Source organism: Alcaligenes parafaecalis (assembly GCF_026344135.1).
Lineage (GTDB): Bacteria > Pseudomonadota > Gammaproteobacteria > Burkholderiales > Burkholderiaceae_B > Alcaligenes > Alcaligenes parafaecalis.
The window spans coordinates 99298-123433 of record NZ_JAPKNA010000006.1 but is presented as its reverse complement, the minus strand read 5'-3'; the positions used below and the strand labels follow the sequence as shown (position 1 = coordinate 123433).

At 56.4% G+C, this 24136-nt stretch carries 20 protein-coding genes; 13 read left to right on the top strand and 7 right to left on the bottom strand.

The features are described 5' to 3' along the window. Positions 1 to 10: 10 nt before the first annotated feature. From OSH09_RS16825 to OSH09_RS16795, 7 genes are all read right to left on the bottom strand, one after another. Positions 11 to 2854, bottom strand: a complete 2844-nt coding sequence (locus OSH09_RS16825; RefSeq protein ID WP_266121626.1) for a M16 family metallopeptidase — start codon at positions 2852 to 2854, stop codon at positions 11 to 13. 173 nt (positions 2855 to 3027) lie between these two features. Beyond that, positions 3028 to 3552, bottom strand: a complete 525-nt coding sequence (locus OSH09_RS16820; RefSeq protein ID WP_266121625.1) for a MarR family winged helix-turn-helix transcriptional regulator — start codon at positions 3550 to 3552, stop codon at positions 3028 to 3030. A 12-nt stretch (positions 3553 to 3564) separates the two neighbouring features. Next, positions 3565 to 4374: a hypothetical protein gene (locus OSH09_RS16815; RefSeq protein ID WP_266121624.1), complete on the bottom strand. Its 810-nt coding sequence runs from the start codon at positions 4372 to 4374 to the stop codon at positions 3565 to 3567. Between the two features lie 102 nt (positions 4375 to 4476). After that, on the bottom strand, positions 4477 to 6375 hold the full coding sequence (locus OSH09_RS16810; protein ID WP_266121623.1) for a collagen-like triple helix repeat-containing protein: 1899 nt from the start codon (positions 6373 to 6375) through the stop codon (positions 4477 to 4479). 232 nt (positions 6376 to 6607) lie between these two features. After that, a complete protein-coding gene (locus OSH09_RS16805; RefSeq protein ID WP_243430306.1) occupies positions 6608 to 7198 on the bottom strand; it encodes a MarR family winged helix-turn-helix transcriptional regulator in 591 nt (196 codons plus the stop codon). Then, positions 7195 to 8973, bottom strand: a complete 1779-nt coding sequence (locus tag OSH09_RS16800; RefSeq protein ID WP_266121622.1) for a collagen-like triple helix repeat-containing protein — start codon at positions 8971 to 8973, stop codon at positions 7195 to 7197. Before OSH09_RS16800 ends, OSH09_RS16805 begins: the two co-directional genes overlap by 4 nt. A 352-nt stretch (positions 8974 to 9325) precedes the next feature. Continuing rightward, positions 9326 to 10999, bottom strand: a complete 1674-nt coding sequence (locus OSH09_RS16795) for a ShlB/FhaC/HecB family hemolysin secretion/activation protein (protein ID WP_243430304.1) — start codon at positions 10997 to 10999, stop codon at positions 9326 to 9328. 761 nt (positions 11000 to 11760) lie between these two features. Here OSH09_RS16795 and OSH09_RS16790 point away from each other — a divergent pair. From OSH09_RS16790 to OSH09_RS16730, 13 genes are all read left to right on the top strand, one after another. Next, positions 11761 to 11970, top strand: a complete 210-nt coding sequence (locus OSH09_RS16790; protein ID WP_266121621.1) for a Flp family type IVb pilin — start codon at positions 11761 to 11763, stop codon at positions 11968 to 11970. 70 nt (positions 11971 to 12040) lie between these two features. Then, complete coding sequence (locus OSH09_RS16785; protein ID WP_266121620.1) at positions 12041 to 12550, top strand: A24 family peptidase; 510 nt, start codon at positions 12041 to 12043, stop codon at positions 12548 to 12550. Further along, positions 12532 to 13071, top strand: coding sequence for a TadE family protein (locus OSH09_RS16780; RefSeq protein ID WP_266121619.1), 540 nt, complete (start codon positions 12532 to 12534; stop codon positions 13069 to 13071). The genes OSH09_RS16785 and OSH09_RS16780 overlap by 19 nt, the downstream gene beginning before the upstream one ends. Beyond that, positions 13068 to 13559 carry a TadE/TadG family type IV pilus assembly protein gene (locus OSH09_RS16775; RefSeq protein ID WP_266121618.1) on the top strand — a complete coding sequence of 164 codons (492 nt, stop codon included), beginning with the start codon at positions 13068 to 13070 and terminating at the stop codon, positions 13557 to 13559. The genes OSH09_RS16780 and OSH09_RS16775 overlap by 4 nt, the downstream gene beginning before the upstream one ends. Next, positions 13556 to 14509, top strand: a complete 954-nt coding sequence (gene cpaB, locus OSH09_RS16770) for a Flp pilus assembly protein CpaB (protein WP_266121617.1) — start codon at positions 13556 to 13558, stop codon at positions 14507 to 14509. Before OSH09_RS16775 ends, cpaB begins: the two co-directional genes overlap by 4 nt. A gap of 84 nt (positions 14510 to 14593) precedes the next feature. Further along, entirely contained in the window at positions 14594 to 15928 is a 1335-nt protein-coding gene (locus tag OSH09_RS16765; RefSeq protein WP_266121616.1) for a type II and III secretion system protein family protein, read from the top strand. A gap of 17 nt (positions 15929 to 15945) precedes the next feature. Continuing rightward, positions 15946 to 17223, top strand: a complete 1278-nt coding sequence (locus OSH09_RS16760; protein ID WP_266121615.1) for an AAA family ATPase — start codon at positions 15946 to 15948, stop codon at positions 17221 to 17223. Between the two features lie 27 nt (positions 17224 to 17250). Then, complete coding sequence (locus tag OSH09_RS16755; RefSeq protein WP_266121614.1) at positions 17251 to 18585, top strand: CpaF family protein; 1335 nt, start codon at positions 17251 to 17253, stop codon at positions 18583 to 18585. Continuing rightward, positions 18586 to 19509 (top strand): type II secretion system F family protein, encoded by a 924-nt coding sequence (locus OSH09_RS16750; protein WP_207875457.1) that lies wholly within the window; start codon positions 18586 to 18588, stop codon positions 19507 to 19509. A 9-nt stretch (positions 19510 to 19518) separates the two neighbouring features. Beyond that, on the top strand, positions 19519 to 20499 hold the full coding sequence (locus tag OSH09_RS16745) for a type II secretion system F family protein (RefSeq protein WP_266121613.1): 981 nt from the start codon (positions 19519 to 19521) through the stop codon (positions 20497 to 20499). Between the two features lie 5 nt (positions 20500 to 20504). Beyond that, entirely contained in the window at positions 20505 to 21506 is a 1002-nt protein-coding gene (locus OSH09_RS16740; protein ID WP_266121612.1) for a tetratricopeptide repeat protein, read from the top strand. A gap of 25 nt (positions 21507 to 21531) precedes the next feature. After that, positions 21532 to 22026: a DUF3613 domain-containing protein gene (locus OSH09_RS16735; RefSeq protein WP_266121611.1), complete on the top strand. Its 495-nt coding sequence runs from the start codon at positions 21532 to 21534 to the stop codon at positions 22024 to 22026. Positions 22027 to 22060: 34 nt separating this feature from the next. Next, complete coding sequence (locus OSH09_RS16730) at positions 22061 to 24133, top strand: pilus assembly protein TadG-related protein (protein ID WP_266121610.1); 2073 nt, start codon at positions 22061 to 22063, stop codon at positions 24131 to 24133. The last annotated feature ends 3 nt before the right edge of the window (positions 24134 to 24136 follow it).

The following is a 24136-nucleotide window of genomic DNA, read 5'->3' as shown; positions in this document are numbered from 1 at the left end:
ACTTCACCTATCAGTGTTGAGCTTCCAGTGCAGCAGGGGTCGTCGATGCAGGAGTGGGAGCTTGTTCGCTTGCCTCGGCTTCAGGAGCCGCTGCACCTTGCTTCTGACGCTCGTGGTCAGCGGCAATCGCCACGACCATGTCCTTGGGCTTCAGGTATTTACGAAGAACAGCATTGACCTGTTCCGCATTGAGCTTTTGCAGATCCTGGTCCATTTTCTCCGACCATTCAAAGCTGCGGCCCAGATCCAGATAGTTCAGCCACGCGCTGCTGACCACCGTGTCCTGGCTACGCGACAAGCGGCGGTAGTTCAGCAAGGCATTCACGCCTTCCTTGACCTCTTGTTCACTAAAGCCATCTTTCAGTGTTTGAGTCAGTACTTCATCAATGGTTTTGCTCAGCTTTTCGCTATTGCTGGGAGCGTGGATGGCATATACCGTCCACGAACCATTCGGCTCATAGCTGGACGCATCCACTTGGCTACGTACGTTGTAGGACAAGCCATCTTCCACACGTACGCGGTTCCACAGGCGCGAGGTCTCAGACAGCCCCAGCAAGTAGTTGGCCAGATAGACTGCCGGGAAGTCGGCATCGCTGTCTTGCAGCTTCAGGCCCAGATCGGCCAGATAGAAGGCGTTTGCCTTGTCCGGGGTGTTGATGTCAAACACCTTGGGAGCAACGGTTTGCAAAGGATCATCCGGACGCTGGTAGGTCGGGGCTTTGCGCCAGCCTTTCAAACCATCAGCCAAAGCCTTGCGAACCTCTTCCTTGTCAAAGTCACCTACGGCGCTAAAGGCGACATCGCCCGTACCGTAGAATTTTTGATGGAAGTCCCGCACCTGCTTGATCGTAACGGCTTGCACCCGTTCTATGCCCTCTTCAAAGCTGGGCGTGTAGCGGATATCGTCTTTGGGCCATGGGTTGGTATAGCGTTCGATCGTCTGGCTTGCCAAGGCAGCAGGCTCAGTACTGGCCGATTTCAGATCGGTGACCACGGCTTGCTGATATTTCTTTAGCTCGTCCTCGGGGAAGTTTGCGTTGCGCAGCACGTCCAGCGCCAGAGCAATGGCTTTGGGCAGGTTCTCACGGTTGGAGGACAGCGTCAGGTACAAGCGACCATTGGAACCGCTGGTGCTGAACTGAGTTTGCATAGCGGTGAACTGATCGGAAATCTGTTCGCGGTTCAGTGTCTTGGTGCCTGTTGTCAGCAGGCTGGCAACGGCAGCGGCGGCAGCCGTCTGGTTCTTGAGCTGATCGGGCGAACCAAATTTGAAGGACAAGCGTGCTTCTACACGGTCAGCGCGAGTGCCTTTAGGCAGTAGTGCCATCTTCACTTCGCCCAGATCCTTGCCCAAAGATAAAGGCTGCAGATCGGTGCGGGCCATGATGTTGGCGGGGCTGGGGTCAAAGGCCTCTACCGTTTTGCCGCTGTCCTTGCCGGTGTAGTCTTGCACCAGTTTGGCAACATCGACGACGTTGGCTTCAGGTGCACGCACAGGTTTTTCTGTGGGGATGTACAAGCCGTTGCTGCGGTTGCTGGCTACCAGCCAGGTTTCTAGCGCTTTTTGAACTTGTGGTAGCTTGGCGGTTTCTACCCGATCACGCTGCAGGAAGAACAAGCGCCAATCGCCACTGGCAGCGGCTTCAGAAAGAGCACTGGCCAGCCCGGCCGGATTGGCATAAGTCTGGGTCCAGCCCGTCATCCACTGGCTGCGGATACGTTCCAGATCGGCATCTTTCAGGGGGGACTTGGCCAAGCCTTCCAGCGTGTCATTCATGGCCTTCAAGGCTTTTTGCTGATCCATGTCTTGTTTCAGCTCGGCACCAAACAGGGCGTAGCCGGGGTCGTGGCTTTCCGAATCGAAGCTGAACACGCTGGTGGCCAAATTCTTGTTGACCAGATTCTTGTACAACTGCCCGCTGGGGGTATCACCCAGGGCGCTGATCCCCAGGCTCAGGTCCATATACTCTGGGCTGGCGGCGCTGGGCAGGTGGTACAGCGACATGATCAGCGGCGTGCCGCCGTGACGACGCAAGGTAACGGTACGTGTGCCATCTTGTACTGGTTCAACCGTGTATTCAGGACGCAGGGTACGGGTCGGTTTGGGAATAGAACCAAAAGCCTTGGCAATGTTTGCCAGAGTCTGCTCAGTATCGAACTGCCCGGTCACAAAGAGCACCGCGTTATCAGGTTGGTAGTAGTCGTGGTAGAACTTGCGAAGCTGCTCGATATCCACATTCTCTACGTCCGAGCGGGCACCAATGGTGGTTTTGCCATAGCTATGCCACTGGTAGGCTGCGGCCGTCAGCTTTTGCATCAGAACACGGAAAGGGCTGTTTTCACCGCTTTCCATTTCATTACGCACCACCGGCATTTCTGCCACCAGATCCTGCTTGTCGATCAGGGCGTTGACCATCACGTCGGCCTGCCAGTCCAGATACCACTTCAGGGTTTCGGGATCTGCTGCAAAGCTGGCAAAGTAATTGGTACGGTCACTAGAAGTGGTGCCGTTGGCTTCCAGGCCGCGCTTGGAAAATTCTCCCAGTGCATTGCGCAAGGTGGGCGTGCCGCGAAACAGCATGTGTTCCAGCAGGTGAGCCATGCCGGTTTGCCCGTAATTTTCATGTCGGGAACCGACCAGATACGTCATGTTGACGGTGGTGGTGGGTTTGGAATCGTCGGGGGCCAGAACAAGGCGCAGGCCATTGTCCAGCGTGTATTGAGTGACGCCTTCGACAGAGGGGCCTTGGGCCAGACCAGCGGGCAGAGCATAGGCTGCCAGCGAGCTGGACAGCAGCGCGGCCCCTGCCAGATGGCGCAAGCGCAGGGCGGCAATCAGTACCGAGAGTTTCATGAATACATCCTTACGGTTTTAGCGATGAAAAAGCCAGCCAGGCCGACCAGTGTCTTTTGTAGCATGGGGCCGTTTAGCTGGGTAGGCAGCGCTCCCTGCAATTAGCGGGGCTTAACAAAAAAAAGCCCACCAGGGGCACTGGTGGGCAAAACAGCAAGAAAACGACGCCGCTTTTAATTGGCTTTGCGTTTCAATCCGTCCAAGGCCTCGTTACGCAGATGGTTCAGACTCTTGAGCAGAAAGTCATGCAAAGCCGTTAACTGACTGGTGCTGTAGTGTGCCGTGGCATTCATGATCTGATGCGCGGGCTGGTCCATAGAGGCAATCAAGCGTTTGCAGCGTTCGTGATGGGGATACAGGCTGGTCATGCGCCCATCGCGCGGATGCGGCTTGCGCAGCAAGTAGCCCGCATTTTCCAGACGCGTCACCAAGGCTTGGGTACCACTGGGGCTAAGGTTCAATAATTGGGCCAGCTTGCCGGGGGACAGAGGTTTGAGCTCCAGCACAAATTCCAGTGCCTTGTACTCATTCAGACTCAGACCCGCTGCCTGCGCCAACTGGTGCTTGTTCGCTTCCAGGTACACATCAAACTGGCGCAGCATCATGCGCACAATATCGTTTTGCATATGCCCTGACAAAACTTCGTCCCTTGCTTCTGGCTCGGTCCATTCAGTTGTCAGGGGCTGTTTATTGGGCATACGCAAATGTCCTTAGCGCGGTGGACCGCCTAGTAAACCGTTGACCAGGCCAGTTACCGGTTGCAGTACGCCAGTGTTGCCAGAGCCTGCTGTGGGTACGGCACCAGTAAGCCCGGCTATTAACTGATTGACCGGTGCCAGTAAGCCATTGTTCGCTGCTGAGTCAGTGGACATGTTGCCATTCAGTCCATTAACCAGATTCGTTACAGGAGCGAGTAAGCTGGTAGATGACTCATTGCCGGTTAGCAGGCTGCTGCCTGGAGAACCTTGCAATAGTTGCAACTGGCCGTTGTTCTGGAAGAGGATATCGGTCGCATTTGCAAGCCCACCCGTTGCGTAATCCAGGGCGGATGTCAATGGGGAGCGGTTGTTCGGGTCATCATAGAGCACGCCTCCAACGCTGCGTACTGTATTACCTATGCCTCTGACCAGAGTTCCAGAGACTTCGTTCAGGTCTAGTGGCAGATCAGGCTGTTCGATAAGTCGTCCTAGTACATCGATAGAATCGCCTGCGTACAGGGAAACCTCTTTCCCCGTTGATGAAGTGACATAGCTAATATCAATGGCATCCCTGATGCGGGCTTCGTAGTTCTTGAGCTGCTCTAATGTATCTACTAGCTCAGGCTGATCGAGTTGGAGGTACGAAGGTCGCTGGGGAAAGACATGATTTATAGTTCTATCAAGGTTTTGCAGTGTCGCCCCTGGAGGGGGGGTGAAGTAAGTGGTACTTAGTGAATCCGACTGGGCCGTCGCTGAAAATAGACTGGCTGTCAGGCTGAGCAAAACGATCCTGCTGGATGTAAAACGTGTCTTTGTCGTCATGACTTACTCCATCTAAAGATCAGGATTGCTCAGACAGGTCGGGGTGAGATGCGAGAGGTCCTGGGATTGAGGGATGGGGCGGGGTACGCCCCATCCTCTCGCTTATCGAGGGCTGCCCAGCAAGCCACCGAGGATGCCGGTAACTGGAGCCAGCAAGCCGCCGTTGGCACCTGCGACGGCGCCACCGCCTGCGGCCGCGCCGCCAGAGGCGCTCACGTCTACCGAGACCGTTGCTCCGCCGCCCACGCCGCCGACTAAACCACCTACCAGGCCAGTGACAGGAGCCAGCAATCCGCCGTTAGCTGCGTCGCCACCACCCAGACCACCGGTCAAGCCACCGAGCAGGTTGGTAACTGGAGCCAACAAACCGCCGTTAGCTGCATCGCCACCACCCAGTCCGCCGGTCAAGCCGCCAACCAGGTTAGTAACAGGAGCCAGCAAACCGCCATTGGCACCTTCGCCACCACCCAAACCACCCGTCAAACCACCGAGTAGACCTGTTACGGGAGCCAGCAAGCCGCCGTTAGCCGCATCGCCACCACCCAGTCCGCCAGTCAAGCCACCGACCAGATTGGTGACAGGGGCCAGCAAACCACCGTTGGCACCTTCGCCACCGCCCAAGCCACCTGTCAAACCACCGAGCAGGCCTGTGACAGGAGCCAGCAAGCCACCGTTGGCAGCATCACCACCACCCAAGCCGCCTGTCAGGCCGCCGAGCAAACCGGTGACAGGGGAGAGCAAGCCGCCTTCGCCATTGCCCGTCAGTCCGCCAGTCAAGGAAGCGACGGCTTGTGTAGCGTGGTTCAGGGTGTTGCCCAGCGGGTTCGTATTGCTATCGGTTTGATGAACCAGGCCACCGACCGAGGCAACGGCCTGACCCAAATGTCCGACTACACCGCCCAGACCCAGAGGGGCTGCGCCATCCACTTGAGTACCCACATTGGCCAGGGCGCTGCCTACTCCGCCCAGCAAGGCATTGATTGGCTGCCCAACGCCCAGGCCGTCACCCACTTGTTGAGTGACATGAGTGACCGTGGCACCTACAGGAGCGACTACGGTATCCAGGGTTTCGCCGACATTGCCCAGGATTGGGTTCAAGCCAATCGGCAAGATGTTATCGACGGTTTGCCCCACGTTGGCCAAGGAGGGCTCAAGAATAGCGGGGGCGTCCGTGCCGTTCAGCAAACCACCCAGACCCAGTTGGCCGGTGATGGGGTATAACAAGCTGCCTTCGCCCAGCAGGGAGTCGGTCAGAGCGGCAACGCCGCCAGTTGCGTGGCCCAGCACGGCTGTCAATGGTTTGGGGTTGTTAGCGTCAGCATGCAGCAAGCCGCCTGCACTACCCACTGCATTGCCCAAACCACTCAAAAGACCGCCTACACCTTGACCCAGATTCAGAGGTAGGCCGCTATTGCCCAGTTGTTCGCCCAGATTGGCAACTACGCCACCAGTCTGACCGAGCAGGCTGTTTACGGGTTGGCCCAAGCCAGTAGCGCCACCAATTTGTTGAGTCAGGCCTGTGGCTGTGTCCAGAACAGGAGCGACTACGGTATCCAGTGTCTTGCCCAGCTTGCCGCCGGTGTCTTGCAGACCGATTGGCAACATGTTATCGACAGCTTCGCCTACGTTATTCAGAGTGGTTTCCAGTGCGCCGGGAGTGCGAGTAGGAGGGTTCCCGCCGTTGTCACCGCCGCCGTTGTCGCCACCGCCATTATCGCCACCGCCGTTGTCACCACCGCCGTTGTCACCGCCGCCGTTGTCGCCACCGCCGTTGTCACCACCGCCGTTGTCGCCGCCACCGGTGCCACCACCGTTATCTCCACCACCTGTACCACCGCCGGTGCCAGGGTCTGGATTGGTTGGGACGGAGTTGTCGGAACCTCCCGAGGAGCCGCCGCCAGTGGTGCTACCGCAGGCGGTCAAGGCCAAAGTGCTGACCATCAGGGTGGCCAGGAGAGTCAGGCGCAGGCCTGGTTTCTTGCTGTCTGTATTTTTATGCATTGCTTGCTCCAATAAATGATCGGGGTACTTGCTTGCTTCCTGAATCTAGTGAAGCAATTCGCGTGCCAATTTATGGGGTTCCCTGCAAGCCGCATTCCGCTTGGGAATGGCAGAAAGTACAAGAAAAAAAGAGGGCTATTTGTTACGGGTTTTGGGGCTCGGGCGGAACGTGTTACGTAACAAAAAAAGAACCGCTGACAAGCAGCGGTTCGGAGTGGGTAGAGCAGCGGGATCAGGATGCTCGTGGCACCAGTGCCTTGGCATCCAGCCAGTCTTTGGTGTTTTGCCTGAAGGTGCTCATGCTGTCGACCAGAAAGTCATACATGGCAATGAGTTGTGCCGGGTTTTGGTTCGCCGCTGTGTTGATCGCCTGATTGATCGCCCGTTCTTTAAGGGCCAGAACTTCGCGGCATTTGTCCTGCACGGGGTGCAGAGCAATCACCCGTTTGTCCAAGGGGTGACGACCGCGCGTGATGTAGCCCCGGTGTTCCAGGCGGTTGATCAGGGCGCTGACACCACTGGCACTCAGATCCATCAGGTGGGCGAGCTGTCCGGTAGGCAGGGCATCGAACTCCATGATGTATTCCAGTGCCTTGAAGTCATTCAAGGGCATGCTGGCTTGTTCGGCCAGACTGGCTTTCAGGGCCTCCGCGTAGATGGTGAACTGACGACCCAGCATTTTGCCCAGATCCATCAGCATTTTTTCTGACAGCACACTGTGCTCATCGTTATGGGAGGACCAGTTGGAGCGGCTCCCGGCGCTTTGCGCGCCAGGATGAAAGCTCACTGGCAAACTGACCGGGTTCATGACTTTATTCATCATTTCCGGCCACCTCCCAACAGACCACCGACCAGGCCACCAACCAGGCCGGTAACCGGTGTCAACAAGCCACCACTTGCCTGGCCTTCGGCGGCTGCGCCACCGCCAATCGAAACACTGCCTGTGACCCCGCCCAGAATGCCGGTAACAGGAGCCAGCAAGCCGCCGTTAGCTGCATCACCACCGCCCAGGCCTCCGGTCAAACCGCCAACCAGGTTAGTGACGGGAGCCAACAAGCCGCCGTTAGCTGCATCACCACCACCCAGGCCACCGGTCAAACCGCCAACCAAGTTAGTGACGGGAGCCAGCAAGCCGCCGTTAGCTGCATCACCACCACCCAGTCCGCCGGTCAAACCACCCACCAGGTTAGTGACAGGAGCCAGCAAGCCACCGTTAGCTGCGTCGCCACCGCCCAGGCCTCCGGTCAATCCGCCAACCAGGTTAGTGACAGGAGCCAGCAAGCCACCGTTAGCTGCATCACCACCACCCAGGCCACCGGTCAAACCACCGACCAGATTGGTGACTGGAGCCAGCAGACCGCCGGTTGCGCCGTCACCACCACCCAGGCCGCCCAATAATCCAGTGACTGGAGCGAGCAAGCCGCCACCTTCGCCACCCGTAATCCCGCCCAATCCGCCTGTCAGTGAAGCGACGGCTTGTGTAGCGTGATTCAGTGTGTTGCCCAGCGGGTTTGTATTGCTATCGGTTTGGTGAACCAGACCGCCGACCGAGGCAACGGCCTGACCCAAGTTTCCGATCACACCGCCCAGACCCAGAGGGGCCGCGCTATCCAGTTGAGTGCCCACATTACCCAGGGCGCTGCCCACACCGCCCAGCAAGGCGTTGATGGGCGGGCCAACACCCAAACCATCGCCCACTTGCTGCGTCACATTGGTGACGGTGGCAACGACAGGTGCCACGGTATTGTCCAGAGCGCCACCGACATCACCCAGAATCGGGTTCAGGCCCAGAGGCAGAATGTTGTCTACGGTTTGTCCGACATTGCCCAGCGCAGGTTTCAGAACAGGCTCACCGCCGTCAGCCAGCAAGATTCCACCCAGGCCCAGTTGCGCCGTCAGCGGATGCAGCAGGCTGCCTTCACCCAGCAAGGAGCCTGTCAGCACTTCTACGCCTTTCGTGGCGTGGTACAGGGTATTGCCAAGTGGGTTGGTGTTCTTGGGATCGTTGACCAGCAAGCCACCCGCCGAACCGACGGCTTGGCCCAAATGGGAGAGCAGGCCGCCTGCTCCTTTACCCAGATTCAACGGCAGGCCAGTCTTGTCCAACTGATCTCCCAGATTGGTCACGACGCCACCGACTTGATTTGTCAGACCATTAATCGGTTGACCCAAACCGGTAAGCCCGCCCACGGTGCGTGTTGTGTCCGTAACGATATTGGTGACGGGTTTGAGCGCACCGTCCAGAGTTTGACCCAGTTGAGTGCCGGTTTTGCCCAGGTTAAGTGGGACTACATTGTCGACAGCCTTGCCCAGATTACCCAGGGCATTTTCGGTGATGCCGTTGCCGCCACCGTTGTTCCCGCCATTGTTCCCACCGTTATTACCCCCATTATTTCCGCCGTTATTGCCACCGTCGCCGGGGTTAGGCAGATTGGGATCAACAACCGGCGGACGTACGGCGACTTCCATGCCGTCGCGTACTCCACCGCGCGAGGAGCAACCTGCCAGGACGGCGGCGCTGATGACCAATGTGGCCACAACAGTACGTTGCAATGTGCGTTGTACCGAGGCTTTTCTTGCTGAATTCCTTGCTTTCATGTCTGACTCCGATTTGAAGTGTAAGCACGCCCTTGATGGGCTGTTGATAGACATGAAGCAATCTCTGTGCCAGGTTTGTTTTTTGTTATTTATTTTATTTTTTATTATTGTTAATCAATGGTTTGGCTCGGGTTTTGTTTTTTGTGGTGTGATGGTTTTGAGTGGATTCTGAGCAGGTTCAAGCGTGTTTCGGGCATTTTGTGCCAGGTGTTCCGTTCCCGTTACGTAACGTTTTTCGTAACACCTGGGGTCCGAATAGGCCTGGATGGAGCATAAAAAAGGCCATCTTGCGATGGCCGAGGGGGGGCAGAGGAGACAAACAGGAGCAACGGAGCTCGCGCAGGAGTAGAACTTAGAATCCGTCGTAGAAGAACAGGAAGTTGGTGTTCAGACGAAGTTTGCGCTCATCCGAGTTGACCGGCAGATCGCCCAGTGGCTTGGCAATGTTGATATCAAATAAATAGTGTTTGTTATTGGACAGCCGCACACCAATGGCAGCCGAGCGCAGGCGGCGGTTGTTATAGCTGTTCAAGCGCTCCAGGTTGTACCAGGCCCGAGCCCAGTCATAGGCAATGTAAGGCTGAATGCTGTTGAGCCAGGTGGAGGAGTTGGTAAAGCGCCGGTTTATTTCCAGAGTGGCGCCCACACCCTTATCCCCCGCCATCTCGCCTTGCGGATAGCCATAGCCGTGTCGCCAGGCTCCAAAGGAAACTTGCTCGGAGTTGGGCAGCACATTGGAGCTGTACTGACCACTGGCCGAGAGGCTCATACCGAATTGGCCAGGCAAAACCAGGTTCTGCTTGACAGAGGCTGTCCAGCGGGTGAAGTTCAGGTCCAGATCAGATTCGGCGTCGCGCTGCAAATAGGTGTTCAGGGTTTTGCGGGCACCCATTGCATCCAGGCCTTTGTATACCCCCAGATTGACCTCCCGGGATTGGCGTGGCGAGGCATCGGTATAGCGCATTTCAGCTTTCAGGGCGCGGACGTCAGTGGTGTTTTCAATCCAGACATTGTCCAGTGTCTTATGCGTGTAGTCATCCAGAGAGCGACTGGCATAAAAGCCTGCCGTGCCTTTCAGGCTGCGCTGATTATTCAGGATAAAGGGGTAGCTGATTGCCGCCCCAAGGCGCTCGTTGATCACCTTGCGATTCCAGCCCTGGCTCTCCAGCACTTCGTCACGCGGGGTGGATCGATAGTGGTAACCATCAATCTCCAAAGCCAGGCCATCTGCGTTCAGAGGAATGGTCAGATTCCCGCTGACGTACTTGACGTCCTCGGAGCTGGTGGGGATGGCGGCAGTCAGCTTCAGCTCTTCACCCAGAGGTGTCAGGCTGTTGGCGCTGAGTTGCACCAGGGCCTGCTTGCTGGAGCCCATCTCTGCCACGCTGGCATTGGCGCTGAACGATTTGTGCTGTGCATTAATGACGAGTTCAGAAGCACCGTCGGTGCGCACAGGCATGTCCAGCTTGGGGTCGATCTTTAAGCCAGGCACCGTACGCAGCAGGTTCATGGTGCGTTCCAGCGTGCGTTGGCTTAATGGTTTTTCGTCCACCATCGCTTGAGCAATGCGCTCAATACGAGCCTGGCTGCGGCCCGGATCCCCTTCAATGCGGACACTGCCGACATGCCCTTCAACTACCGTGACCTTGATATGTCCTTTGGAGAAGTCCTGCTGCTGCAAGATGGCAAAGGACAAGGGGTAGCCCTGTTGCTGATACAAGGCGGTGATTTTATTCACTTCAGTGATGAGCTGGGCAATGGTGACGGTTTTACCGGCCAAGGGTTCCAAAATGCCTGTGATTTGCTCAAAGGGAATGCTGCGGCTACCGCTGACATCAAAACTGCGCACCACCAATTGTTGCTGAAGTTGCTGCTGCAATTGAGTCTGGGCCGCCGCAGGCGGAATATTCAAGGATGGAGTGCGAGTAGCGGGGCTTGGTGCATTAATGGGCGGCAAAGAGTCGACGGGATTACCCCGCAAGGGTGCGTCCGCCCAACTCGTCAGGCTTACGGTTGTCAGGCCCATCAATAATCCCAGACTTGCAATCAGACTGGGATTTTTTTTTCTAAGAGGAGCCAGTGGCAAGTAGGGCTTGAGATTCATATTCATTAATCATTATTAGCTAAATATCGGGCGCTTTTTTCTACTGTGCCGTAGTTTATCTTCCCTGTCACTTTTTGCTGTTTGAAAGAGCCTTGTTTTTAGTTGCAGCTTTAAAAAGCCTTAACTATTACATTTTGAAACTTAAAAAAATTAGCCCTGATTTAGGCCGTTGGCAAACCGTCCTTTATGGCTGTATTGATGGGTACTCAAGTCTGCTGGGGTTTTCCCTTGCCCGTAACAGAAGATGGAAAAAAAGTTACTTTCTTTCAATGGATTAAACCGGCCTGTCTGGTCTCTTTCATAGAGAAGGTGATCGGTATTGTGTTGCAATTTGAAATGATAAAAACAGTAACATTAACAAACTTCGTCACAACTTAGGTAAGTAAAGGTTTCAAATTAGCTGTTTTTGGGCCTTTTTCCATAGGAATTTAGCTGTTGTAAATACACAATCATGCGTTTTTCGTATCTTTGGGCTAGAATTCGTTTGTGTATTTGATGTCTGTTACACGTAAACCCTAGTAAAAACATGTACATACCTGGGTTTAAGATGATTTCATCTAAAAAATACAAAAATTGATAACAGTTAGCAGTGGAAGTTGCCAAAGTTGGCAAAGTGTTGTGCCCCGAGGGGCCTCTAACCCTCGCCTTTGAGGGTGATTTTTTCTTTTTAAATGGGGACAGTCATGAAGACTCAACTTCAGCAATTCTGGAAAGACGAAGACGGTGCAACCGCTATTGAGTACGGCCTGATCGCAGGGCTGATCGCTGTGGCAATTATTGCCGCTTTGACAGCGCTGGGTACTGATTTGCGCGCGATGTTTGAGAAAGTCTCTACATCCGTTAAGGCTGGGACAGCAGGCACCAGTAGTTCAGGTGGAAGTGCTGGTGGCTAATTAGTAAGAATAGTTTTGTTTGAGCATCAGCCAATTCAAGAATGGCTGTGCCTTTTAGCTTGAATGGCTGATGCTTATGTTTGATTTAATAACCACTTCTTTTATCTTCATTCTATTTTTCTTTTCCATTCAGATTGTTTATCGCGATCTGAGATTTCGGAAAATCCCTAATTCATTACTTGTTTTTTATTGTTTGACGGTCTTGCTGCACAAGATAGCTGTCAGCGTGTTCTATGGCTTGCCCTTGGGATGGGTGGCGGCTTGGTGGGACTCCCTGATCGGTTTTGCAGTCGCTTTGATCGTGTTTTATCCAATCTGGTTATTACGTTTGATGGGCGCAGCAGATGTGAAGTTGATGGCCGTGCTGGGCCTGGCCCTGGGATGGAAAGAAGCAGGCATGGTGGTCTTGTTTGCCACGGTACTGGCGGGTTTGCATGCCTTGGTACTGGTGCTGTTGCCTTCTTTGGAACGTAAGTACGGATTTGCTTTGCCGGGAACCCGGGTCAAAGCACGCAGTGTGCCTTTAGGGGCTTGGTTAGCCCTTGCAACAATGGGGTGGGTATGGATGCAAAATCAATAAAGCCCCCACGAGAGGGCCAATTACCGACGCGGCGTAGCGTAGATAAAAAGTATCAATACGGAGCCTACGCGCTGGAGTTTGCATTGGTGTTCCCATTGCTGTTTCTCTTCATTTACGGCTTGCTGACCTTTGGTCTGATTATGACCGCTCAGCAGTCCTTGAATTTCGCCGCCGAGTCCGGTGCGCGTGCCGCCCTGATTGAGCCGGGTTTTGCTTCAGGTGGTCCGGGTGCGGGCCAGAACCGTTTGCAGGCTCGTGCTGATCGGGCCAGGGAAGTGGCTACCGATCAAGTTCAGTGGTTAAGCAATTGGGTGGGCAGCGAGCATGTGCGCGTCAGTGCGGATTTGATCAGTGACGAGGTGCGTGTGGGCATTGTGTACGACTACGTGCAGGCTCCGCTGATTCCCCGTTTTGCCCCCGACACCTTGTTTTCTCTGGTTGTCCCTGAACAGTTAAAGGGCAACGCGCAGATCAATCTGATGATTGCAGGGGAAGTAGGAAGCAAGGGGGAGACGCCATGAAGCACAAGCCTGGACTCACTTCATCCTCCCAGCGCCAAGAAGGGGTTGCTGCCATCGAGTTCGCCCTGATGGTCGGAATTTTATTGCTGGTTTTCAGCGGCATCATCACGTTCAGCTCGCTGTTTTTGGCCCAACAAAAAATGAGTCATCTGGTCGGTGACCTGTCCCGTCAAGTGACCATGAATGTCAAATCAGTCGACCAGATAGAGCCCTTTATCAATCAGGAGCTGGCGGAAAACTACGGCAAGGGCAAAGCCAAGAGTGATTCGTTCCTGCACTGGTTTGGGGATCTCAGTGCGGATGTCCAGTCCCAGGCCTGCGTGTCAGAGCCTCAGTATGACTGTGCCCAGTTGTCGCTGAAGCTGGACATGGAGCCCGGAATTCTTTCTCAAACCCTGGATTTGCTTCGTTCTGAAGAAGACGAAGCGGATCAACTGCGCTCACTCAGCGCCAAGACATTACTCGTACTACGGAGACAAGCTCAATGAGCGGCATTATGAAGGGGGCGGCAGTCCTTTTATTGCTGATAGCAGCCGTACTGGTTGCCTTTGCCCTGTACCTGGGCATGAAACCGAAACCGGAAGTGGTTCAGCCTGTGGCCAGTACACAGAATTCGGAACCGGCAGCCGCTTTGCAGGCGGTGGTGGTCGTCAAGCGTGATGTGAAAGCAGGGGAAACCTTGCAAGCAGACGCCTTGCAGTTGGCCCAATGGCCTGCTGCTCCGGCCCAGTCGTTCAACACTCTGGAGGCGTTGACAGGCAAAACCCTGCGTTTTGACCTGGAGCAGGGCCAGCCCGTATTGAGCAGTTTTATCGCTAAAAGCCTGGCCAGTTATCTGGAAGAGGGTGAGCGCGCCGTCAGTATCCCCATTGACGTGATCTCTGGCGCCAGCCATCGGGTAGAGCCGGGTGATCTGGTCGATATCTTCATAACCTTCAATAGTGGCAACGAAGTCAAAGACACCCAGGCCCGTCTGTTGATGCCGCGTGTGCGCGTGTTGGCTTATGGCGGTGCTTCGCTGTCCGGGCCTGATCCGGCAGAAGCCAATACCGCCAATCGCGCGGATACCCAGGCTCGTCATGCCATGTTGGCGGTCCCGCTGGAATCCGTGAATGAACTCTTGCTGGCCAGCCGCAGCGGCAGCTTGCAATTGGTCTTGCGTGCCCCTAAGGACGAGAGCCTGCCCGATCCTTCTTTATTCCCCGAGTTTGCCGGTCTTATCCCCGCACGCGCCAGTTTGGATGCGGATCAGCGTGACGCCTTGAAACTGCCGGATAACCGCGCCATGGCCGGTTTGGGGCTGCGCGAGTTTTCAATCAGCCAGACCGAGAAAGAACAAGTGCAAGCACGCGCCTTGTTCAGTGGAGAACCGCATGCTGCGCCACCGCGCCGCACCGAGGTGATTCGCGGGGGCCGCTTGGAAGTCATTCAGTATTAAGCAATGAAGAGCTTGTTGAGGGGACGGGTCAGCCTGCTAGTGGTGGTTGACGGGAAGCGACGCAAGGCAGCATGGATTAAACACATGAGACAGAAAATCAAAAAAGCAGGTCTGGGTTTGGGGTGCTGGTATGCGCTCTGCTTGTCAGGTTTGGCACCGATGCCCGTTATGGCACAAACGGCCCAGACTAGCGCCAGCCAAAAGGTGATTCGGCTGGTAGCCAACGACCAGGATATCTTGCGTTTGCCGCAAGTCCCTCAGCGTGTGGCGATTAGTGATGAAAGCGTGGCGGATGTGCAGATCCTGAGCTCTTCCGCCGGGCAGCGGGGCGAAGTACTCCTGATCGGCAAGCGCGCCGGTATGGCGGATTTGCGTGTCTGGATGCCCGGTCGTACGAATCCGGATCGTTGGACGATTGAGGTGACCAGCCAGGTGCAACAGCAACTGGCGCAATCAGGTAACCCTATGTCGGCCCAGGTGTCCAGTGCCGGGCAGCAGGCTTTGATTACGGGTAGCAGCCCCTCTTTACTGGATCATCAAAATGCTATGGCGGCTGCACGCTCCGGTGCAGGCCCGGATGCCGCTGTGCTGGACCTGTCCGAGGTCAGCGCCAGTGGCATGGTGCAGGTGGAAGTCAAAGTGGTGGAAGTGTCCCGCGAAGTGATGAAAGACATTGGTTTGAGCGCCAATGCCATTGGTGGCAAACCCTGGTCGGGCGGCGTGAACTTTTTGCCTACGGCCTTGAGTGGCGGTTTGAGTCTGGCGTATAACTCGCGCAATTTCAGTGCGGCCTTGAATCTGCTGGAGCAAAACGGCCTGGCCCGTGTGCTGGCGGAGCCGACCCTGGTGGCCATGTCCGGCCATAGCGCCAGCTTCCTGTCTGGTGGTGAGATTCCTATCCCCAGTTCCGGTGGCTTGGGTACGACGACCGTGGAATACAAACCTTTTGGTATCGGCTTGACCGTCACACCTACTGTTTTGTCGCCCGAGCGTATCGCGTTGAAAGTAGCCCCAGAAGCCAGTGATCTGGACTATTCGCGGGTGGTGGAAATGCCCGGTGGTGGCGTGATGCCTTCTTTGCGTACCCGCCGTGCCGACACGACCATCGAGCTGGGTGATGGCGAGAGCTACATCATCAGCGGGCTGGTGTCGCGTCAAACCGCGGCCGCCGTCAAGAAGATCCCTTTCCTGGGCGACTTGCCCATTTTGGGCAGTTTCTTTCGCAACGTGCAGTACAGCCAAAAAGAGCTGGAGCTGGTCATTGTGGTGACGCCCCGTCTGATCAAACCGATTCAGAAAGGCGCCACGATAGCCTTGCCCGGTGGTCGTCAGGAAAAGCTGGATGACGCGCCCAATGCCTGGGGCTACTTCTTGCTGGGTCGTCACGGTTACGAGCAGATGCCAGGGTTTTCGCGCTAAGCGCGTGGAGTGGTGACGTGCAACGATACCGGGAATATCTCTTGTGTACAGAGCACCCCGAGCTGGCTGTGATGATCAACACGGCAGCCGCCGGGCTGCTGACGGTGCGGGCCATTGAGCCCACGACCGAGAGTTTGCGCCGGGAGCTGGCCAAGCAGGCTGAACCTTTGGTGTTTTTTGACTTTGCCCATGGGCAACACAGTGAAGAAAACGGGAAGGTGGTGACCCTGGTGCGCAGTCTGGCCCGGCTGGATGCCAGTGTGCAGCGTGTGGCGGTAGGGCGCGCCTCGGTGCCGCAAGGGACGGTGAATGCCTTGCGGGCCGGTGCCAACGAGTTTTTGAATCTGGATACGAATGAGGATGTGCACCATCAGTTGCAGATCCTGATCGAGAAGCTGGGCCAAACCCAGCACAGCCCTTTGCTGGACAAGCCGTTTCGCAGTGTCTTGTTGATGGGGGCGCGTATCGGGGTGGGGTGCAGCACGGTGGCCAGCAGCCTGTCCTGGCTGTTGCAGCAAGAGATGAATCGCATGGGTAAAGAGGTACGGGGTTTGTCCACGGCCAAGCCTTTGCCTGTGGAGCTGGTGCCTTTGCCCGAGCGAGTGGGCTTGCTGGATCTGGGGGCCCCGACCGGGGACTGCGCCTTGTACATGGGCCTGGGGTCGGACTTTGATTTTATTCAGGCGGCGTCGCAGCGGCATCGGATGGACGACACCATGTTGCATTCAGCGCTGGCGCAGCACAGCAGCGGGCTCAACCTGTTGTCCTTGCCCGCCGATGTGAACACGCTCAATCAAATCAGTCTGGAAGACTCCTTGGGCCTGTGCAGTTATCTGCGTGAACGCATGGGTTGCCTGGTGATTGATGCGGGTGGTTTTCCGAATCCCCGTTTCCTGGTGGAACTGGAATCGCTGGTGGATGAGGTGCTGGTGGTGACCGATCAAAGCATGGGAGCTCTGGTCTCTCTGGCCGAATTTCTGGCCTTGCGAGCCCAGTTTGATGCGCTGGCCAATGTGCGTTTGGTGGTCAATCAGTTTGATCCTGCTTACGGTTTTTCCGGGCAGGCCATTGCTGAGCGTTTTGGCCTGGAGCTGGCCGCGGTCTTGCCAGATCGACGATTGGGCCATATGCGTAGTGCCAGCTTGGGCAAGATTTTGGTGCAAGTCGATGAGAAGGACCCGTACACCCGTGCCCTGCAAAGTCTGGCAACGGGTCTGACGGGGCGCAGGCAGGGGCTGTCGCAAAACAAGGTCAGTACGGTTTTGGGACGGTTGAAATTCAGGTTCGGGGGCTGATCAGGCCCAAGCATGGAAAAGTAAGGCATGAACAATACTTCATTGCTCGGTGGGCGTCCCGACCTGATTCAGGTCCGGGAACAGGCTCATGAACATTTGCTGGCTCGTATCGAAGAGCTGGGGGCCGAGTTTGGCCGCTGGACTCGGCAGGCCATTCAGGATTTTGTCGGTATCGAACTGGCCAGCTTCGTTCGTTTGAAACGAGTGCCGGTTAACGAACAGGAAGTTCGGGAAATCGTGCAGGCCTTGACCCGTGAGCTGGCGGGTCTGGGGCCGTTGGAGGACCTGCTGGAAGATCCGGCCGTGGAAGATATTCTGATCAACGGTTACGACAAGTTGTTTGTGTCGCGGGGGGGCGTGTTAGGCCAAGAGCCCAGTGGGTTTACTGATGACCAGCACGTGCTGCGTATCGTACGCCGCATTCTGGCCCCGCTGGGACGCAGGCTGGACGAGTCCGTGCCTATGGTTGATGCCCGCCTGCCCGATGGTGGCCGCCTGAACGTGGTCATTCATCCCTTGGCGGTAGATGGCCCGATGGTGTCCATTCGGAAGTTCCGTAAAGACCCGCTGAAACCGGAAGACTTGATGCGTCTGGGCGCGTTTGATGAGCCGGTAGACCGTTTGCTGCAAGCTGCCGTAGCGTCACGCTGCAATATCCTGATCTCAGGCGGAACCAGCTCGGGCAAGACCTCCTTGCTCAATGCCTTGGCCTTTTATATCCCTAAAACTGAACGGGTCGTCACGGTAGAAGACACCGCCGAATTGGCCTTGAATCACCCACACGTGGTGCGACTGGAAGCGCGTCAGGCTGGTTATGACGGCAGTGGCGAGATTTCAATTCGCGAACTCTTGCGCAACAGCTTGCGTATGCGTCCGGACCGGGTGGTAGTGGGAGAGGTTCGAGGGGCCGAGGTCATCGACATGCTGCAAGCCATGAATACGGGCCACGAAGGTTCTATGGCAACGATTCACGCCAACTCGCCGCGTGAATGTGTGTATCGCGTGGAAATGCTGGCGGGTTTCGCCGGGTTTCAGGGAAGTGAAGACAGCTTGCGTCGGCAGATTGCCAGCGCGCTGGATTTCATTATTCAAATTGGTCGTTTGCCCAACGGCAAGCGTCGGGTGCTGTCCATTACCGAGATTACCGGTATGGGCGATGGCGTTATTGCCATGCAAGAGCTGTATCGCCACGAGTCCTATGTGCTGGATGATGGTAACGAACAGGATCGCTGGGTCAGCCTGGGCATACATCCGCATACCCGCAAGCTGATACAGTACCGCGATCAACTGGCGAACGAGCAGGTTCAGGCCCAGGAAAACACGTCCAAGGAGGGCGGCGGTTTCTGGGATTGGAGACGCTAAATGATGGCTTTGTATATCGCTTTGGCGGCTGTCATTCTGACACTGGGTGCTTTGCTGCTCTGGGCTAAAGGCGCCCAGCGTCAGCAGGCCCAGCGTTCGGCCCAGGTGCTGGAGCAGCAACTGGCCTTGCGTCCGGCGGTACAGAGCAGCGTGCGGATACAGCCTGAAACTCAGGACGCCTGGTTAAGTGCGCCCAAGGGGTGGCGGGAGTTCATGTTGCGCACGGGGATTCAGCCTTCGCGCCGTTTCTATCTGATTCTTTTGCTGGGCACGCTAGTGCCGCCTGCGGTCTTGCTGGCCTTGGTCGGCCCTGTGGCAGGTGTGGCCATGTTGATTGCCACGGTGCTCGGTGCCTATACCTTTTTGTGGTTCCGCAGCGATAAGCGTCATCGCAAAATCGTCTCGCAGATTCCTGATTTTCTGGATCTGATGGTGCGTCTGATCACCATTGGCAACAGTATGGGTGCGGCTTTTTTGAATGCCGCTGACAACACCCCTCAGCCTTTGGGGCAGGTGTTGCAAGACGCTAATTCCCTGCATCGTTCGGGCCAGGATCTGGATGTGGCTCTGCGAGCCGTATCGCGCCAGCACGGTTTGCACGAGCTGTTTCTGGTAGCAGCAGTGATTAGCGTGGCAATGCGTTTTGGTGGACGCAGTGACCAGACGATGGAACGTATGGCGGGCTTCATGCGTGATCGGGAAAACGCCCGCAGCGAGCTGGTGGCCTTGTCGGCCGAGGTGCGCTTGTCCGCATGGATTCTGGCTTTATTGCCGATTCTGATCGGCGTCTACATTCTGATTTTCAATAACGAGCTGTTCCTGACCATGTGGAATGACCCGGTGGGGTTTCGCATGCTGCTGTTCGCAGCGGTCTTGCAGTGTGTGGGTTGTTATTGGCTGTATTGGATGGCACGCAATGTCTAGGAGCAAGACATGATGGCCTTGGAAGCACAAACCGTTCTGATCTGGGGAGCTGTGGCTTGCGCACTGGCGGGGCTGATTCTGTTCGCACTGTGGTTTAACCACCATTGGCAGCAGCGTCAGCAAGCCATGCGTTTGAGCCAGGTTGTGGACGAGCGCCTGAAAGGGGCGCCCCATAGTTCGCAGGCTCCCAGCCAGTCTCGTCAGACGGTGGAACAGATCAAGATGCAGGCCGGTAGCCTGGGAGAGCGCTGGCTGAAAGGGCGCTTTGGCTCCAGCCTGTTGAGTGAAGAAGATCGCCTGCTGATCATGAATGCAGGCTTCAAGCACATTGATGTGGCACGTCAGTATTTTGTACTGAGCCGGGTGGGATTGAGCATCCTCCTGATTGTCCTGTTCAGCTTGTTGCCCATGACTCGCAGGCTGAATGAGTATGTGCCCTTTGTCTCCGTGTTCATTGGCTTTGCCCTGGGCTGGATGCTGCCCAAGTGGTGGCTGGCACGTCGGGTTTCGCAACGTCGTCTGCGCATTGCGGCGGAACTGCCCCTGTTTGTCGATTTGCTGCGTTTGCTGCAAGGGGTAGGCCTGTCTATGGACCAGACCCTGCACACCATTGAGCGTGAGTTCCATGACGTGATTCCGGTTATGGGCTCGGAACTGACCATTGCCGTCGAGCAGTATGCGCGGGGCCGAACTCGGGAGCAGTCCCTGGAGCGGCTGGCCAGTGGCTTTACCAACGAGGACCTGGCCGTAATTTGCCGTCTGATTGTGCAGGTGGACCAGCATGGTGGGGCGATGCAAGAGCCGCTGCATCGCTTTGGTGTGCGCTTGCGCGAACAGCGTCGCCTGGAACTGAAAGCCAAAGTTGGCAAATTGACCGTAAAAATGACCGGTGTGATGGTGCTGACCCTATTGCCCGCCCTATTAATTATTACTGCAGGGTCAGGTTTTCTGGCCTTGTTCCGTGGCATGAGCCAAGTAGCCGGAGGATGACTTTGATGAAAACGTCGACATGGATTCGTCCCGTGATGCGCTGGGCTGCATTGGGTTTGAGCAGTGCTTTTCTGGTGGCCTGCTCCACCACTGACTCGGCTTACGAGCTGGTGCGTCAGCAACAGGAACAAGAAGCCTTCTTGCAAAGCAAAGAGATTGAGCACTGGGAAAAACGCAAACCCAGCGACAGGCAGATGGCTGTGCGCATGCTGGAAGAAACTCAAAAGCAGGGGCGGTATTTTGCCTCGCTGGCTTACGCAGAGGCCATGGAAAAAGAATACGGTGCAGACCCTGAAGTCATGGTGCTGCGGGCCGAGGCCCAGCGTCAGACCGGCCAATTGGAGCAGGCGGCCCACACCTTTCAATCCTTGGTCAATACGCCGGTTGCTGGTCGGGCGTATCAAGGTTTGGGCTTGATCGCGGGTTCTCAACAGCACTTTGAGCAGGCGGCTCATTATTTGAAGCAAGCGGCACAGCAAGACCCGACCAATGCCATTGTGCAAAGTGATCTGGCCTATGCCTATTTGCGTTCCGGTCGCCCTCAGGAGGCGCGGCTGGCTCTGGGCAAGGCTGCTGAACTGGCCCCGGATAACCCCAAGATTTTGAGCAATATGGCTCTGTATTTATTGGTCAGTCAGGAGCCGCAACGAGCCAGCTTTGTGATGCAGCAAGCCGGAATGGACTCGGCTACCCAGCAGGCGGTAGCGCAGATGGCCGAGCAAATCGGCCACGAGCTGGAGCAACTGCATGCACGTCAGCAACAGCAAAAACAGCAGGATCTGCGGTTGGCGGCCGCTGCTCAGGATGAGCAGGCCAGAGCCCAGGTAGTGGCCTTAAGTCCTGCAACCGTGAATACGGTGACTCAGGTGGGAGCCAGCCGCTCTGTTCACTCTCGGAACCCGGTGGTGAACCCTGATGGTGGTCGTGCCGTGGTTTCCGCTACACAAGCAGGGCTGAACCGGCCCTTGCTGGAGAGCCTGGGCCCTGTGCCCTCGTCAATGAATTGATTGCTGTTTTTTCAAGGATATCGCAATGAACCGATCCCGCATTTTGGCCTGCTGCACTCTATTGATGGCCAGCGGTGCCTGGGCGCAGACACAGCCTCCCCTGACCGGAGCGATGGTCTCTGGGACCAGCACCTATCCGGTCAGCACCAGCCCGGCGGCAGCCAGTAATCAAGGTGCGCATACACCGGCTGCCCCTGCTGCGGCTGCTGCAACAACGCCTGCCGAACGCCAGCCTTACGAGAAATACCGCTTGAGCGATGAAGAAGTGCACCCCTGGCCCGAAGTCGAAGGTCTGCCTGTGCATGTGCAAAACGAGCGCCGCCATATTCCCCCCCGCCTTGAGGTGGGGTCGGATACCCGCAGCTTGCTCAGCATGCAGGCCGACCCGGATCGAGAAGGCAAGGTGTTGCCCGTACACGGCGCGGCAGCCAATCTGGCCTGGGATCGCTACTTGGAAAGTTTCAAGCACCCCATCCCCGAGTACATGAAAGAACGCATCAAAACAAACGGTAGTGATTAAAGCCCACTGGGGTAGAGCGGGTTAGGAGAGCGACATGAAATGGGGAAGAACTCGAACCCATAATCAGCCGATGCACAAGCAGCAAGGTTCCATTATTGTGCCTGCGGCAGCGGCTTTGCTGGTGGGGCTGGTGCTGCTGGGTGCGGCGCACTTGGGGCATAACTTCTATGTGAAGCGGGATCTGCAGAACGCGGCTGATCTGGCTGCCCTGGCCGGTGCCCAATCCTTGGGTTCAGGGGATGCGCTGGGTTGTCAGCAAGGGCAGAATATGGCCCGGTTCAGTTTGCGCAGCCAGCCCAATTCCCCGGCTGCAGGCCTGACGGGGGATGGAGCCAAGGTACTATGCGGCAAGTGGAATAGTGCTCAGGCGGATGCCAGCCAGCGCTTTGCGCAGGTTCTGCCTGCGGACGCAGTGCGTGTGCATTTGAGCTATCAGCCGCCTTCTTTATTTCCCTTTTTTACGTCCTCGGTGATTGAGGCGGTTGCTACCGCCAAGAGTAGCGAGCCTGTGGCGACCTTCTCTGTGGGCAGTCGCTTGCTGTCCTTGAAACGCAATGGTCTGGTCTATAACCTGCTGCGCGGAGTAGGCCTGCGCCCGGACCAATTGACGGTGCTGGACTCAGCCGGTTTGGTGAATGCCAAGATCACGCCTGCCGGTTTGCTGAAAGCATTGGGGCTTCCGGCCACGGTGATTGCCGGGGTGGGGACGCCAGAGGAGTTGACGCGTCTGGAGCAACTGACCCTGGCCGATTTGTTAAGCGCCAGTCTGGATTTATTGAATCAACAAAAAACGCTGGGCCTGGATGTAGGGGCCTTGCAGGAATACATCAAGTTGCTGCTGGGTGTGGGGCCGCTGGATTTGCCCGTGAAACTGTTGGGGGAGGGCGGTATTTTGGCCCTCATCAATGGTGTGGATCCCTTGTCCGCCCTGAACGTGAATCTGGATGTGCTGCAACTGGTTAACACCGGTTTGGTGGTGGCCAATGGCAAGAATCTGATTGATCTGAATCTGACTGCGCTGCCTTCCGGTTTGACGGGTATGTTCAATAACGCCCTGGACCTGCGGGTACGTGTGGTGGAACCGCCCAGTATCGCTATGGGCGGGATTGGAACGAAAGCGAACTCGGCCGGTGTGCGCGTGTATTTGAATCTGGATACCTCCAAGATTCCCTTGGCAGGCCCCATTCTTAAAGTGCTGGGTACGGAAGTCAGCCTGCCCATCATTATTGAGCTGTCCCAGGCAACGGGTGAGCTGGTCAATGTGTGCCGTCCGCCGATTGCCGATAATCAGGCCACGATTGCCGTCAGTTCTTCGTTGGTGAATGTGTGCTTAGGCAAATTTCCGCATTCGGATTTCTTCTCGACCAGCAATAGCTGCAAGGACACCTCCTTTGGTCAGATTCAGCGCCATCGGGTGATTAATGTGCTGGGTATTTTGCCATTGACGGCCAAAGTCACTTTGCCTTTGATTGATACTAAAAACCCGGTCCATGTCACTTTGACGGCCCCTCCGGGCCAGCCGTCGGAAAAGACTGTCAACGCGACCCAATTGGACTTGACCCGTAGTGTCAGCCTGCTCTCCGATGCGGTTCTGTCCGGCATTCTGGGCGACCTGCTGAACACGCCCTGGAGTGGTGCATCGGGCAAGCGTCAGATGGCAGAAAGTCTGGTCGGTGATGGGGCGGGTCGCTCAATCTCTGCCGTGGTGAACGAGATGAACTGGTCCAAGGAACGTATGGAGCAACTGTCCCGTACCATGAGCCAGAACGGTTTGATTGGCGTATTGGGCGGGACCTTGGGCCTGGTTGATAACTTGCTGACCACTTTGCTGGGCGCTCCCTTAAGCGATCTGGCCTGCGTGATTGGCGGCATTGGCGGGCAGAAAGCCATGCGCGATTGCCGGACAGGAGCCGTCGAAGTCCTGGTGTTCAAAGACTCCAATCTGGTGGGGGCGGTGCTCAGTCTGGTCATCGCTTTGCTGGACCCGGTCTTGCAAGGCTTGAGCGGCCTGCTGGAAGAACTGTTGAAGCTGCTGGGTCTGAGCCTGGTCGAGGCCGATGTGAAACTTCATGATGTGCAGTGCGGCACTGCCTATCTGGTGCAATAGGGC